Origin of the sequence: Flavobacterium wongokense (genome assembly GCF_021608265.1) — a bacterium.
Classification (GTDB): domain Bacteria; phylum Bacteroidota; class Bacteroidia; order Flavobacteriales; family Flavobacteriaceae; genus Flavobacterium; species Flavobacterium wongokense.
On the sequence record NZ_JAKIHP010000003.1, the window covers coordinates 84,304 to 99,098 of the forward strand.

The following is a 14,795-nucleotide window of genomic DNA, read 5'->3' on the forward strand; positions in this document are numbered from 1 at the left end:
CAATGAACTACTCCATCCGAAGAGCCCGGCTTTCTGATATTCCATTTCTGGCGAAAACCGTGATGGAAGCTGAAAAAAGTGCCACAGATAAATTCAGTTTTTCAACGTTATTCAATAAAAGCGAAGCAGAAGCACTTGAGCTAATCGCCGCAATGTTTGACGAAGAAGTAGACGGTTGCGAACTTTCAGTGAGCAGTTTTTTGGTTATAGAATTTGAAGGTAAACCAGTTGCTGCTTTCAGTGGTTGGATTGAGCAGTTTGAGGGTGAATCCAATTCGGGTTTATTGAAATCAAACTTAATTGGTTATACCTTTGGCAGGGAAAGCCTTTCGTTTTTGATGACCAAAGCACATTTGGTAAAAGACATCCAGATTGAAAGAGAAGCGAATACATTACAGATAGAATATTTGTTTGTTGCGCCAGAACATCGTGGGAAAAGTTTAGCCCATCAATTGATTTCAAAACATATTGAAGAAGCCATCAAACAATTTCCTTCAATAAAAAAAGTACAGGTACAGGTTTTTAAAAATAATCTAGCCGCGCAAAAAGTATATGAAAATTGCGGATTCAGCATTGTAAAATCTGCTAAATCAAATGATACTGAAATTTTAGATTACCTGCCATCGGACGAAAAATATTTAATGGAAAAAGAATTAAACTAAACATATGAACAGAGCTGAAATATTAGAAAAAATCGGAACCATATTAAATTCGGTTTTAGGTCACAGCAATTTCGAATTGAATGAAGAATTAACTGCAAAAGATGCAGACGGCTGGGATTCATTGACACACATGATAATTATTACCGAAATCGAATCGGCTTTTGGCGTAAAATTCAAGCTGAAAGATTTAAATAAGCTGCAGAATATGGGCAACCTGATAGACTTGGTAAGTGGTAAGCTTTCCGAAAAATAACAATCGCTTATGACGTTCAATTCCATTGAATTTTTAGCATTTTTTTTATCATTCTACTTACTCTATTGGCAGATTGTTGGTAAAAGCTTAAAAATGCAGAACGCATTGCTGCTCTTGGGCAGTTATCTTTTTTATGCCTGGTTCAGCTGGAAATTCCTTGCATTGATAATCATAAGCAGCGCTTTTAGCTACTGCTGCGGACTTTCGATTTCGAAGGCCGAAAATGAGAAAAGGAAAAGTTTTTTTCTCTACTTAGCAATTTTCCAGTCACTTGGCTTACTGTTATTTTTTAAATATTTTAATTTCTTCATCACAGCTGTAGCCGATTTATTGGCAACAATCAATCTCAATCCAAATATCCACACATTAAAAATCATACTTCCGCTTGGAATCAGTTTTTACACTTTCCGATTAATCAGCTATATTTTAGATGTTTATAACGAAAAAATAGATGCGGCAAATGACTGGGTTGCATTTTTCAATTACGTTGCTTTTTTTCCCTGCCTGCTTGCCGGGCCAATTGACAGAGCTGATAATTTCATTCCGCAACTCGAAAAAAAGAGGCAATTCAGTTATGCACAAACCGTCGATGGATTTCGTCAGATTCTTTGGGGTTTATTCAAAAAAATAGTCATTGCCGATAGCTGTGCTCCCATTACAAATCAATTATTTGACCATTATCAGGATTATCCTGGAAGTTCACTTTTAATCGGCGCATTTTTATATATCATTCAGATTTACGCCGATTTTTCAGGCTATTCCGATATGGCAATCGGGATTGCTAAACTGTTGGGATTCAACATTCCGAAAAACTTCAACTATCCATTCTTCGCCCAAAATATAGCAGAATTCTGGAAGCGCTGGCACATATCCCTAACGAGTTGGATGACCGAATATGTTTATACACCGTTATCATTCATTTTCAGAAGCTCCGGAAAAAAAGGAGTCATGTTATCAATAATCATCAATTTTGTTTTAGTCGGATTGTGGCACGGAAGTAACTGGACATTCATCATTTTTGGTTTGCTCCACGGTTTATATTTTATCCCACTAATCTTAAACGGAACCTTGACTAAAAGAAATAAAACGACATCAAACCTTAAAATGTGGTTTGGCATTTTTAGCACATTTGCAATTGTAATGCTTACGGCAGTAATTTTCAGATGCGAAAGCATTTCGATGGCTTTTGAATATTACACACATATGTTTTCAAAATCATTGATTAGCAAGCCCTTGATAACTACAGGATATGTTGTATTAATGATAACACTACTTTACATTACGTTAATGTTTGTAACTGAGTGGTTTGGCAAAAACGAAAACTATGGAATTGCAGGAACTTTTATCAAAAAATCAAGGGCTTTGAGATGGAGTTTTTATATGTTTTTGGTGATTTCCATTTACTATTTTTCATTTGTTGATAAGACGCAATTATTTATGTATTTACAATTCTAACCATGAAACAGCTGCTAAAAAATATCTTTTTATTTGCCTGCGTTTTGTTGGTTGTGATTTCTGTGTTGCAGATTGCTTTGTCAATCAGGACAAAAGGTAAAAGCATTTCGGGTTATGATACTTTGGATCTTACTGCAAATGTAAATGCTGATTTGGTTTTCTTGGGAAGTTCAAGAGGTTGGGCGCACTTTGATCCTGGTTTTTTTGAAAAGAATTATCACCTGAAATCGGTAAACATCGGAATGAATGGGTTTTCAGAAATACTTGTAAGTGAATTGAGATTGAAGAATTATTTGTCCAAAAACAAAAGCCCAAAGTTTGTCATATTAAATATCGATCCCTTCATAAAAGCCGGAAACCTGAACCACAGCATAGCATTGACAAACAAAAATGATTATGCTCATTTTGCTTTCATGCCAAGCAAAGAAAATATGGAAATGGTTGATTTCTATAAATTTGACAACTTCGAAAAATATATTCCACTGTATGCCATTTTCAAGTATAAAATCCTGACTGACTGCATTACATTGAGAAACGCAAATGCTTTTCCCGAAGGTTATGAAGCCAATGTGGAAAAATGGGACACCATAAAAGATCCTGTAAACACCAAGGCAAAACAGCATTACATAAAGGATGCTGAAATTCCGAATCTAGAAAATGCCTTAAGAAAACTGAATGCCTTCTGCAAAAGCAAAAACATCAAACTGATATGCATCCAGACGCCGGTTTATAAATCGGCTTATGATGCTAAAGCTTTTGAAATCCCAAAGCAAATCTGCCAAAAACTGAATATTCCGTTTGTTGATGCTTGCGATGAAAAGATTATCAGCAACATCGATAATTTTTATAACACGATTCACCTCAATAAAAATGGTGTTGCCGAAATGAATAAACTGCTCAAGAATGGAAAAGAATTGGATACGATTTTCAAAATAAATCCATAAATTCGCAGTCTCAATTAATTTAGAAAATCATATAAAATGGCACGAGCGACAGCGACTGCATTTTGTACAAATAATAAATAAACACGAGAAAATGACACGAGCGAAGCGACTGCATTTTTTTACCAATAATAAATAAACTCGCAAAAAAATGAAATACGATATTATTGTTTTAGGAAGTGGTCCTGGCGGTTATGTTACAGCAATCCGCGCGTCACAATTGGGTTACAAAGTAGCCGTAATCGAAAAGGAAAACCTTGGTGGAATCTGTTTGAATTGGGGTTGTATCCCAACCAAGGCATTGCTAAAATCGGCTCAGGTTTTTGATTACCTAAAACATGCTTCTGATTATGGATTGACCATTAAGGAATTCGACAAGGATTTTGGTGCAGTTGTAAAACGCTCCAGAGATGTTGCCGACGGAATGAGCAAAGGCGTTCAGTTCCTGATGAAGAAAAATAAAATCGACGTAATTGATGGTTTTGGAAAATTAAAACCGGGAAAGAAAGTTGACGTTACCGACAAAGACAAAAAAGTTACCGAATATTCGGCAGACCATATCATCATCGCAACTGGTGCACGTTCGCGTGAATTGCCAAACCTGCCACAAGACGGTGTAAAGGTAATTGGTTACAGACAGGCAATGACGCTTCCAACACAGCCAAAGAAAATGATTGTGGTTGGTTCGGGTGCCATTGGTGTTGAATTTGCCCATTTCTATAATGCTATGGGAACAGAGGTTACCATCGTTGAGTTTATGCCAAATGTAGTTCCTGTCGAAGACGAAGATATCTCAAAACAATTCGAGCGTTCGCTAAAAAAAGCCGGAATTACAGTTATGACGAACTCTTCTGTTGAAAAAATCGATACTTCCGGAAAAGGCGTAAAAGCTTATGTAAAAACAGCAAAAGGTGAAGAAATCATCGAAGCTGACATTTTGCTTTCGGCAGTTGGAATCAAAACAAACATTGAAAACATTGGCCTCGAAGAAGTAGGCATCAAAACTGATAAGGACAAAATTTTGGTTGATGCTTATTCGCAGACAAACATTCCTGGTTATTATGCAATCGGAGATGTGACGCCAGGACAGGCTTTGGCACACGTTGCTTCTGCGGAAGGAATCAATTGTGTTGAAAAAATAAAAGGGCTTCATGTAGAGCCAATCGATTATGGAAACGTTCCAGGCTGTACGTATGCAACTCCTGAAATTGCTTCTGTTGGTTTAACCGAAAAACAGGCCAAGGAAAAAGGATACGAACTGAAAATTGGAAAATTCCCATTCTCAGCTTCAGGAAAAGCAAAAGCTGCAGGAACTCCGGATGGTTTCGTAAAAGTAATTTTTGATGCCAAATACGGCGAATGGCTGGGCTGCCACATGATTGGTGCTGGTGTGACCGATATGATTGCCGAAGCAGTTGTAGCCCGTAAACTGGAAACTACCGGTCATGAAATCCTAAAGGCAATCCATCCACACCCTACAATGAGTGAAGCCGTGATGGAAGCCGTTGCCGATGCTTATGGCGAAGTGATTCATTTGTAAAAAAAAAATTAAAATCATAAAGAAAATCCCGTTCGAAAGAATGGGTTTTTTTGTTATTTTATATAAATCATTATTAAAAAATAACTAAATTGTAGGCCAAATTCTGTTAATTTTTATTGACATGGCAAAAACTCAAACCGAAGTATTACGTGTTTTTCTGTCTTCCACTGCAATTGATATGGAAAAACACAGACAGGAAGTTTCAAACTCTATATTGCGTCTTAATAATTTACCCGTAAAAATGGAATCGTTTGGAGCGCAGCCTTCATCACCTGTAGCTGTATGTAAAGCAAAGCTTGAGGAAGCTAATGCAATTGTTGTTATGATTGCCAATAGATATGGATGGGTACCTACGGTCGAAGAAGGTGGCGATGGAAAAAAAAGTATTACATGGATTGAGATAGAGACCGCAATGGATAAAGGAATCCCAATATTTGCATACATATTGGATGAAAAATATATAGGCTGGAATCAGCCTTCTGAACAGGACCAACTTGAAAATGCTAAAACTCAGGAAGAAGCAATTGAAGTATATGAAAAAGTAAAAAACCTCAAGGAATTAAAAACTTTTCTCAATACCAAAGCCGGTCTTGTAAGAGAGAAATTTACAACACCTGATAATTTGGCTTCTAAAGTTACATCAGATATAGCAAACTGGTTATTGAAAGCATCCAATGCGACAATAACAGCAACAATAACTACAAAAAAACAAACATTTCGATATCATGCAGTGCATCCATTGCAACCAGCTCCTCATTTCCGAGGCAGGAAACAACTCCTTGAAGAGTTATTGCAATGGTGGGGAGAGCCCGTTACACCTGATAGAGTACGCTCGCTCGTAGCAATTGGCGGAACAGGTAAAACTGCCATAATAGAACATTTTTTAAAAACTTTAGACAAAAAAAAATTAGTTGGAAATATATTGGTATGGTCTTTTTATGACGAACCCAATACTGATGCCTTCCTCAAAGAAGCGTGTATCTTTTTTACTGGTAAGGAACCTGATGGGATCGGAGGAAAACTCGAAATATTGCAGAGGACATTAGGGGCTGAAAACAATCAGAATCTTATCGTTTTAGATGGTTTGGAACGGGTGCAATCAGAAGGAAAAGGAAATTCGATTCGCGCGAAAGGAGATCTTGAAGACCATCGCTTAAAAAATTTACTTAGGGCAATCACCATTGGGCTGGGTAACACCAGGGCATTAATTACTTCACGTTTTAAGCTAACCGATTTGGAACAATGGGAAAACGCAGGTTATAAAAGCCATGACCTCGAAGTCCTTGATCATGAGTCGGCAGTTGAAGTATTGAAGGCGTGGGAAGTAAAAGGTTCTGACGAAAAATTATTACACATTGCAGAATCCGTGGGCAGGCATGCTTTATCTGTTTCCGTATTAGGCTCATATCTCAACCACTATTGCAACTGTGACCCTGATCAGATTACCGAATTCAGCCTTGAAGAGATTTCTCCCGATGAACCACAAGCTGCAAAACTGGCGCGAATTTTAGGAGGATATGCTAAAAGCCTTCCTGACGAAGAGCGCGATTTTATAATTCGCTTATCAGCTTTCCCAAACGGTGTTACCATAAACATATTTGGATACCTGATTGATGCAGGTGGTAAAATCGCCGGTGCATTGACAGGTATCAATCAGGCTAAACTTGCCCGCATTGCTGAAAAACTAAAAAAGCAAGGGCTCATCTATTCCTATAATAAATCAGCGTCTATTGTTTATACAGCACATCCCTTCTTAAGGGACTATTTTCGAAAGCTTCTCGGAATAAAACCCGAAGACATACACAATGTTGTAAGGAATGAGCTGGCAATTGGACTTGATACAAAACCTGAAAACAAACCAACAGATTCAGAAACACTAGACAGATATGAAGCTTTAATTGAACACAATATACTGGCTGGGCATTATGAAAATGCTATATCTATCTACATAGATGTGATGAGTGGTCGTGGTGTCAATTGCCATTTATATCATGAAGTAGGCGATTATTCAAGGTTAATGCGCATAATTTCTTATTTCTGTGAAGATGGGCGTCCTGAAAATCTTTCTGATCAAATTGATGACACTATTAAAAATGCTCTTTTAAGTGAGCTTGCATTAGCATCTATTATGTTAGGGGATTTAAAATCTGGTGAATCATCCGTTAAATTGGAAATGGACATAAGCTTAAAATCCAAATTATTCCATCACCATGCTCAAGGTCTTCAAAACTATGCATTAGTTAACAGTTTACTTGGAAAATTTCCTCTTTCGAAACAATTGTTGGAAAAGTCTTTCGAGTATATTGAAATCGATATGAAAGAAAGAGGCTATAGAGAAGAAAGTAAAATGTATGTAAAAAGAAGTAGTACTGGTCATCTCAGTTATATTTATTATTGTTTGGGAGAAACACAAAAAGCAAAGGAATATTTCGATAAAGCAACAGAAATGTATGACGGGCAATTATTTTCTGCGTCATCATATTTTGAATTTGAATTTTTGCATGCGATTGGTAAAAACGAGGAAGCTGTATTAAAAGCAAAAATGTGTTTGGATACTAATATCCTGAAAGATTTAAGCATTACACACTATTATTTAGGCATTTTAGCCTTACCTGATTCCATCTCAGAAGCATATGAACATTTACAGAAAATTCAAGAATGGACAGACAGATCAGGAGAAATGTTAAGCGTTATATACTCGTATATGCTCTCTTCTGAAATTGCTTATTGCTCAGGAAATCTTCCTGCAGCTTTATCAGAAGCTACCACAGCATTAAATCATGCTGAAAACTGCGGTTATGGTAAAATCATTATTGACACTCAATTACTACTGGCTAAAATTTATCTTACTATACCCGATTACAATTCTGCTTTGGCGATGGCGAGATCTGCCTATGAAAAATCAGCACACGATGATTGCCAATATGCCTGGGGCATTGCCAACGGCCTCCATTTATGTGGTGTTTGCCATATTGGACTTGGCAACCAGGAAGATTTAGCTCGAATGCGATTGGAAAAAGCTTTGGAGATACGTGAAAAAATAAAACATCCCGAAGTTGAAGAAACCCGAAAGCTGCTATCTGAACTTTCTCCGAAAAAAAAATAGCAGTTTTGCAATGACATTAAGATTGTTAACAAGTATTTTTATTGCATTCTAATTGATAATCAGTATTTTATAAATTTAGTTTGTCAAAATTTAAACCAACTTAAACTCACCAATTATGAAAATGGAAGACGGAAAATGGAAACTGCTCCGTGACTGCTTCAATTCAGATATGCCAGCAAAATAATTACATTCCTAAACCAAGAAGAATCCCTTTCGAAAGATGGGGATTTTTTTATGGCGTGCCCCTACGGGTCGCGCTGTCCGCAGTACATGGTACTCTGCTCCCATCGCTCACGCATTCAGCGTTAATTTTAATCTTGGCTGAAAATGTCTTTTTTATGGCTAATCAGTTAGGACAATAGTTTGTATTTTTGGACTTTACAATTACCAATTATGAAAACAAAATTTGTCTTTCTGCTATTACCCGAAATCCATTTGATGGATTTGGCCGGACCAGATCAGGCGATTCACGAAGCTATTGATTTTGGTGCCGAATTTGAGATTGAACATTGCAATCTCGTTCCACAAATTACAACGACTTCAGGGTTGTCTATTGGTAAAACAAAACACTACACCGAAGTAGTGATCAATAAAGGTGATTACCTGATAATACCGGGTTCCAATGCTTCCTACCTTCTTTCGGAGGATTTCAAAAAGGAAAAAAATCTGCTCAGCTGGCTGAAGGATTTACATCAAAACGGAGTGAACATCTGCAGTATCTGTGCGGGAGCTTTTGCGTTGGCCGAATGTGGTTTGCTGGACAATATTTCTTGTACTACACATTTCAAACGAACCAGGCAACTTCAGGAATTATACCCAAAAACCAAGGTTATTGAAAATATTCTATTTACAGACAATAATGGGATTTATACCAGTGCCGGAATCGCGTCCGGAATTGACCTGAGCCTTCATATTATCGAAAAATTAAAAGGAAGCCATTTTGCCCATTTGGTAGCACGCGAATTGGTGGTTTACAACCGAAGAAGCGGCAACAGTGCTCAGGACAGCGAGCTGCTGCAATTCAGGAATCATATTCATTCGGGCATTCATAAAGCACAGGACTGGATCCTTGATAACATTCATATCAAAACCAATCTCGAGGATTTGGCTGGAATTGCGAATATGAGTGAACGGAATTTTACCCGCATCTTTAAGAAGGAAACCAATGTTACTGTAAACGATTTCATCACGATAATCCGTAAAGAAAAAAGCAGGGAACTGCTCAAGAACCCCGATTTCTCGCGTATAGAAATTGCGCAGAGAATAGGGTTGCAAAGCGAACGGCAGCTGAGCAGGATAATAAATTCTTATTAATCTAAAATAAAACAACATGAAGAAAATCATTCTTATGCTGACATTTACCATAATGTCGGCAGTGGCAGCTACGGCTCAAAACTCGACTAAATTTACACTTAAAAAACATGAAACCATGAAATCAGAAACCTTAGACATTCAACCGTCAGTAACTTCATCAGAAAAGGATTTTAATTTTCTCGAAGGAAAATGGAAAGTACACAACAAAAAGCTAAAAAGCCGTTTGAATAACAGTACAGAATGGGATGAATTTGAATCGGAACTGCACTTACGCAAAACATTGAATGGCCTTGGGAATGTAGAAAATTATTATGCCACTTTCGACGGAAATCCATTTGAAGGCATGGCGGTAAGATTATACAATCCAAAAACAAGGCTATGGAAAATTTACTGGATGGACAGCAATAATGGTACAATGGATGAAAATCCGGTTACCGGTTCATTTGAAAAAGGCATTGGTAAATTTTACACCGACGATATTTTTAACGACAAAAAAATACGCGTCATCTATCAATGGGATGCAACCAACCCTGAGCATCCAATATGGTCGCAGGCATTTTCAACAGACAATGGCAAAACCTGGGAATGGAATTGGGTAATGACCTTAAGCAAAATATAACAACAATGAAGAAATCAGAAATCAAAAAAATGCCCGAGTACTTTGACCGATACATCAATCTAACCGATGACGTAACTTATATGGAAGCACTCGAAATCAGTTTGGCAGAATTACAAAACGCACCAATCGACAAATGGAAAGCACTGGGCGAAAAAGCGTATGCTCCGGGAAAATGGACCATAAAAGACATGCTACAGCACATCATTGACACCGAGCGTGTTTTTGCCTATCGGGTTACAGCATTTGCCCGAAAAGACAGGCAGCAAATGCTTTCTTTCGATGAGGATTCCTTTGCCAAAAATGCGTTTGCCAATCGCAGGACTGTTGATGATTTGGTTGAAGAACTCATTTTAGTCAGGCAAAATTACATTGCGCTTTATAAATCCTTCACACCCGAAATGCTGCGTTTATCCGGCAAAGGTTATAATGGTGCGGAATACTGCGTCCTTTCGATGGCATTCTGCATGCCGGGACATCAGCGTTGGCATTTTAGGGTGTTAGAGGAAAAATATTATCCATTAATTGAATAAATTTGCTGGATGCAGATACATACCCTTGAAAATACATCCATAGAAGAACTTACAACTTGCTTCAATAAAGCGTTTGAAGGCTATTTTATTCCTTTAAAATTAGAGGTACAGCAGTTGCGCGATAAGATACAATCTGAAAATATTTTGCTTGAACATTCTGTCGGAGTGACTATTAACAATGAGTTGGCTGGGTTTATCCTGCTTGGGATTAACTCAAAAAAAAACATTGGCTATAATGCCGGAACAGGAATTATTCCGGATTATCGGGGAATGAAACTGACTGAGAAGATGTATCCACATGTGATTTCCAATCTGAGTAAAATTGGAATTAAAAATCATTTTCTGGAAGTCATCTGCGAAAATCAAAAGGCGTTGAAAATCTATGAAAACCTTGGCTATACCATCACAAGAAAAGTGATTTGTTATAAGGGAAAAGTAGCTGAACCTAAAAAAACCGATTATAAAATCCAGTCCATCGAATTGCCTGATGAAAGTTTGGTACAACCATTTTGGAATCATCATCCAACCTACCAAAACTCATTGGGCTGCATCAAAAGCAATAGCGAAAAGCACACAGCTTTTGGAGTTTTGAATGGGGAAAAACTGATAGGTTATATTATTTTTGATAAAAACACCTTGCGGATAAAACAATTTGGAGTGGACAAAACCCATAGAAATACAGGCATTGGAAAACAATTATTTCACACTGCTCAAAATCAGAATCCTGAAGCAGTTTTGGCTATGATCAATGTTGATGAAAATGATTTGGAGACAACTAGATTTTTAACAAACATTGGACTAAGTCCTTTCATCGCGCAATACGAAATGCAGTTAAACGATTAAATGAAAATCCTGGCTTATGGCTGGGATTTTTTTATTAAATTTATGTGCTTTTCAAAAAAAGATTTTTGAATTAAAAACCAACTTATACTTACAAACGTAAATAAAAGTACAACCTTTCAAACATCTATATCATGAAAAAAACATTATTCCTTATTTGCTGTGTAGCCACGGCATTTCTTGCAACAATTTTTACGAGTTGCAGCGACGACAATAACAACGACCCCACAGTTGTAAAACCCGATTTGGATTTTTTTGGCCTTACTTCAACTAATACTCTTGTAAGATACAATGCAAACGATTCGGAAACTGCGATAAGCACAACAGCTGTAACTGGATTGCAGGCAGGTGAAAATTTAATGGCTATCGATTTCCGTCCGGGAACTGGGCAATTATATGGTCTTGGAAGTACTAGTAGATTATATATTATCAATCAAAATACCGGTGCAGCAACTGCTGTTGGGACAGTACCATTTACACCGGCATTAACCGGTTCGTTAGCTGGTTTCGATTTTAATCCAACAGTAGACCGAATCCGAGTAGTGACTTCGAGCGGTTTAAACATCAGGTTAAATCCTGAAACTGGTGTAGTTGCAGCGACTGACACCAACCTTAATCCAGGAACTCCTAATATCAGCTCAGCTGCTTACACTAATAACACTTCAGGTGCAGCTACAACAGAGCTTTTTACAATCGATACTTCAACAGGAATGCTTTACAAGCAGGATCCTCCAAATGCAGGAACACTTACCTCAATTGGAAGCTTAAGTATATCCGGCTCAATTACTGGTGATGGCGGTTTTGATATTGCTCCGGATGGTACGGCAATTGCCAGCTTAACTGCCGGTGGCGAAAATCATTTGTACCAAATTAATCTAACTACAGGTAAGGCTACCGATTTAGGTGAATTGGCCACTTCAATCATTGGAATTGCCATACCAACAAATCCGGTTGCTTATGCCGTCGACGCCTCGAACAATCTTCATATTTTCAATTTCAACAACCCGGGGACTCCAATTTCAAAAGCGATAACCAATCTCCAGGGTGGTGATAACGTATTGGGAATTGATATGCGTCCGGTAAACGGACAGCTTTATGCCTTGGGAACCAGCGGAAGAATTTATATATTGAATACCTCAACGGGAGCTGCCACTATGCTTGGTGTTGGTCCGGTAGCTGTACTTAACGGCACCGACTTTGGGTTCGATTTCAATCCAGTTCCCGACCGAATCCGGATTGTGAGCAATACAGGGCAAAATTTACGCGTTAATCCAAACGATGGTACACTTGCTGCTACCGATACCTCACTGAATCCTGGAACACCAAACGTAACTGCGGTTGCTTACACGAATAGTTTTCCTGGCACAGCAACAACAACACTTTACGACATTGATTCCACAACAGATATGTTATACATGCAAAACCCGCCAAACAATGGAACTTTGGTCCCAGTTGGTGCATTAGGCGTAGATGTCACATCCAGCAATGGTTTTGATATTGGAGGAACGTCAAATATGGCTTATGCCATATTAACAGTTGGTGGAATAAATGGCATTTATACTATTAATACATCGACGGGAGCAGCTACCTTGCTGACTGGCTTTCCTTTAGCAGTAAAAGGTTTTGCTGTTGGGTTAGGTTTCTAAACTTCAAAAAATAAAAGCAATAAAAAACCCCGGGATATTCTCTCGGGGTTTTCTTTTATGATTAATTTATTAATTAAAAACTTCTTCTTTATCGCCGTCAAAACTGGCAAATACCATACTTGGATGTGAATCCTGATGGAAAATATTCCCTTTGGCATCAATGGCTATGGCACCTGCAAAACCGTCAAAAGGAACCAATTCGGTAAAGGTTTTTTCGAATGCTTTTTCCAAAGTAAAACCATCGGTAACACGGGTTACGATTTTGGCAGCCACTGCTCCACTTACAATATCCTCACCCACTCCGGTTAAACTGACGCCACAGAATCCGTTGGCATAATTTCCGGCAACGGTAGCTGAATCGGAGATTCTTCCCGGCATTTCAAAACCTTTTCCTCCTGTTGAAGTGGCAACGGCAATTTTTCCTTCATTGTCCAATGCTACACAGCCTACAGTTCCTATGCGGGTTGAAGCCAGCTTGGCTTCGTATTCGCTTTTGCGTTGTGGTGTTTCTGTTGAAAATTTCTCAAAACCATATTGACGGGCAAAATTTGTTGCTCCGCTTCCACCCAAAACCTTATCATCGTAATGCATCAGAACCTGGGCAACCTGAACAGGGTTTTTTACTTCTTCAATATTGATGACACCACTCATTTTCATAGTTGAGCCATCCATTAAGGAAGCACTCATCCTGATTTTTCCATCACTTTGGATTTGGGAACCAATTCCGGCATTGAACAATTCATCATCTTCCAAAAGTGACACAGCATGCACCACAGTTTCCAAAGCTGAATGTGTTTTAAGAAAATCATACGATTCCTTTACAATGCGAAGCAAAGCCTGTTGTTTGGCAACCTTTGTTTCGTGATTGGTTGATGATTCCGAGAAAAATCCGCCGTGGATGATTATTTTCATTTTAAACGTATTGCGAAGATTTGATGGTCATTTTAAACGTAGTCAAATCAAAAGTATCATTAATGCTCATAACGTGCGTAACCAAATGGTTGATTGATATTGGCTGGCCTAATTCAACCTGGGTTAAATTGGTGTCCTTGATTTCCTTTCCGTCAACCAAAATCACAAGTCCGGAACCAATGGCCTCCATCATCGAATTATTGGTAATCAGCAAACCGGTATCTTCTCCAAGCCCAATTCCTAAAACCTTCGGATTTCCAACAACAGCCTGGAACAAACGTCCAATACGGCCACGCTGTACAAAATGTGTATCGATGATTACACCGTCAATCAATCCCAAACCGCTTGTGATTTTCACTTCCCCTTTTAGCAAAGCCTCGCTGCTGCTTCCCTGATAAATCATATTGTTGGAGGCTGCAGCCGCACCAGCCGAAGTTCCTGCATAAACAAAATCGTCATTATGGTATTTGTCCAATAAAATATCATGGAAAGGAGTTCCGCCAAGGATAGAAGTCAGCCGCAATTGGTCTCCACCTGTAAACATTACAACATCCGCAGCTTTCAAACGTTCCAAAATTTCCGGTTCTGAAGCCTGCTCACGCTTGTCGATATTTAAAACATCAACATTGTTGGCTCCAAGATAGTGCAACGCCTTTACGTATTCTGGTCCAATTTCCTTTGGGATTTTAGAAGCTGTAGTAATTACTTCAATTCGGGACTCTTTTTTATGTTTTGATTCGTCAATGATTCTCTTTAAAATTCCAGCCTCAAAGAAGTTCAGATTCTTTGCTGCATTTTTATCCAAATCCGTCTCGGTAAAACTGCCTTTGTCAACAGCACCGCCGATAATTATAAGTTTTCCTTGTATATTCATGTGGGTAAAAATAACAAAAACTTAGTAGTTACAAACCTTTTTTTTACTTTTTTGAAACCATTTATTAACTTATTTATCAAGAATGGAATTTGTTTGCAATGAA

13 protein-coding genes are annotated in these 14,795 nt (G+C 38.1%); 11 read left to right on the plus strand and 2 right to left on the minus strand.

The genetic code is table 11. From position 1 onward, the window contains the following. Window positions 1–2 precede the first annotated feature (2 nt). From L1S31_RS09625 to L1S31_RS09675, 11 genes are all read left to right on the plus strand, one after another. Window positions 3–662, plus strand: coding sequence for a GNAT family N-acetyltransferase (locus L1S31_RS09625; RefSeq protein ID WP_236464517.1), 660 nt, complete (start codon window positions 3–5; stop codon window positions 660–662). Window positions 663–666: 4 nt separating this feature from the next. Further along, window positions 667–915: an acyl carrier protein gene (locus L1S31_RS09630; protein WP_236464518.1), complete on the plus strand. Its 249-nt coding sequence runs from the start codon at window positions 667–669 to the stop codon at window positions 913–915. Window positions 916–1,008: 93 nt separating this feature from the next. Continuing rightward, complete coding sequence (locus L1S31_RS09635) at window positions 1,009–2,370, plus strand: MBOAT family O-acyltransferase (protein ID WP_236464519.1); 1,362 nt, start codon at window positions 1,009–1,011, stop codon at window positions 2,368–2,370. Between the two features lie 2 nt (window positions 2,371–2,372). Then, complete coding sequence (locus L1S31_RS09640; protein WP_236464520.1) at window positions 2,373–3,314, plus strand: hypothetical protein; 942 nt, start codon at window positions 2,373–2,375, stop codon at window positions 3,312–3,314. 148 nt (window positions 3,315–3,462) lie between these two features. Continuing rightward, window positions 3,463–4,851, plus strand: a complete 1,389-nt coding sequence (gene lpdA, locus L1S31_RS09645; protein WP_236464521.1) for a dihydrolipoyl dehydrogenase — start codon at window positions 3,463–3,465, stop codon at window positions 4,849–4,851. Window positions 4,852–4,972: 121 nt separating this feature from the next. Next, window positions 4,973–7,957, plus strand: a complete 2,985-nt coding sequence (locus L1S31_RS09650) for a DUF4062 domain-containing protein (RefSeq protein ID WP_236464522.1) — start codon at window positions 4,973–4,975, stop codon at window positions 7,955–7,957. A gap of 393 nt (window positions 7,958–8,350) precedes the next feature. Beyond that, a complete protein-coding gene (locus L1S31_RS09655) occupies window positions 8,351–9,271 on the plus strand; it encodes a GlxA family transcriptional regulator (protein WP_236464523.1) in 921 nt (306 codons plus the stop codon). 16 nt (window positions 9,272–9,287) lie between these two features. Next, entirely contained in the window at window positions 9,288–9,890 is a 603-nt protein-coding gene (locus tag L1S31_RS09660; RefSeq protein ID WP_236464524.1) for a hypothetical protein, read from the plus strand. A 5-nt stretch (window positions 9,891–9,895) separates the two neighbouring features. Continuing rightward, window positions 9,896–10,420 carry a DinB family protein gene (locus tag L1S31_RS09665; RefSeq protein ID WP_236464525.1) on the plus strand — a complete coding sequence of 175 codons (525 nt, stop codon included), beginning with the start codon at window positions 9,896–9,898 and terminating at the stop codon, window positions 10,418–10,420. Between the two features lie 9 nt (window positions 10,421–10,429). Then, window positions 10,430–11,263, plus strand: a complete 834-nt coding sequence (locus L1S31_RS09670) for a GNAT family N-acetyltransferase (RefSeq protein WP_236464526.1) — start codon at window positions 10,430–10,432, stop codon at window positions 11,261–11,263. Between the two features lie 131 nt (window positions 11,264–11,394). Further along, on the plus strand, window positions 11,395–12,906 hold the full coding sequence (locus L1S31_RS09675; RefSeq protein ID WP_236464527.1) for a DUF4394 domain-containing protein: 1,512 nt from the start codon (window positions 11,395–11,397) through the stop codon (window positions 12,904–12,906). Between the two features lie 69 nt (window positions 12,907–12,975). Here the strand turns inward: L1S31_RS09675 and L1S31_RS09680 are convergent, their stop codons facing one another. Together L1S31_RS09680 and L1S31_RS09685 are read right to left on the minus strand one after the other, a co-directional pair. Beyond that, window positions 12,976–13,818: an isoaspartyl peptidase/L-asparaginase gene (locus tag L1S31_RS09680; protein WP_236464528.1), complete on the minus strand. Its 843-nt coding sequence runs from the start codon at window positions 13,816–13,818 to the stop codon at window positions 12,976–12,978. Between the two features lies 1 nt (window position 13,819). Next, on the minus strand, window positions 13,820–14,692 hold the full coding sequence (locus tag L1S31_RS09685; RefSeq protein ID WP_236464529.1) for a cyanophycinase: 873 nt from the start codon (window positions 14,690–14,692) through the stop codon (window positions 13,820–13,822). Window positions 14,693–14,795 lie beyond the last annotated feature (103 nt).

What these genes read in the sequence shown, in the direction of transcription:
- L1S31_RS09640 (WP_236464520.1), top strand. Translation starts at nt 2,373, where the DNA reads ATGAAACAGCTGCTAAAAAATATCTTTTTATTTGCCTGCGTTTTGTTG.
- L1S31_RS09635 (WP_236464519.1), top strand. Translation starts at nt 1,009, where the DNA reads ATGCAGAACGCATTGCTGCTCTTGGGCAGTTATCTTTTTTATGCCTGG.
- L1S31_RS09665 (WP_236464525.1), top strand. Translation starts at nt 9,896, where the DNA reads ATGAAGAAATCAGAAATCAAAAAAATGCCCGAGTACTTTGACCGATAC.
- lpdA (WP_236464521.1), top strand. Translation starts at nt 3,463, where the DNA reads ATGAAATACGATATTATTGTTTTAGGAAGTGGTCCTGGCGGTTATGTT.
- L1S31_RS09685 (WP_236464529.1), bottom strand. Translation starts at nt 14,692, where the DNA reads ATGAATATACAAGGAAAACTTATAATTATCGGCGGTGCTGTTGACAAA.
- L1S31_RS09670 (WP_236464526.1), top strand. Translation starts at nt 10,430, where the DNA reads ATGCAGATACATACCCTTGAAAATACATCCATAGAAGAACTTACAACT.
- L1S31_RS09625 (WP_236464517.1), top strand. Translation starts at nt 3, where the DNA reads ATGAACTACTCCATCCGAAGAGCCCGGCTTTCTGATATTCCATTTCTG.
- L1S31_RS09630 (WP_236464518.1), top strand. Translation starts at nt 667, where the DNA reads ATGAACAGAGCTGAAATATTAGAAAAAATCGGAACCATATTAAATTCG.
- L1S31_RS09650 (WP_236464522.1), top strand. Translation starts at nt 4,973, where the DNA reads ATGGCAAAAACTCAAACCGAAGTATTACGTGTTTTTCTGTCTTCCACT.
- L1S31_RS09675 (WP_236464527.1), top strand. Translation starts at nt 11,395, where the DNA reads ATGAAAAAAACATTATTCCTTATTTGCTGTGTAGCCACGGCATTTCTT.
- L1S31_RS09655 (WP_236464523.1), top strand. Translation starts at nt 8,351, where the DNA reads ATGAAAACAAAATTTGTCTTTCTGCTATTACCCGAAATCCATTTGATG.
- L1S31_RS09680 (WP_236464528.1), bottom strand. Translation starts at nt 13,818, where the DNA reads ATGAAAATAATCATCCACGGCGGATTTTTCTCGGAATCATCAACCAAT.
- L1S31_RS09660 (WP_236464524.1), top strand. Translation starts at nt 9,288, where the DNA reads ATGAAGAAAATCATTCTTATGCTGACATTTACCATAATGTCGGCAGTG.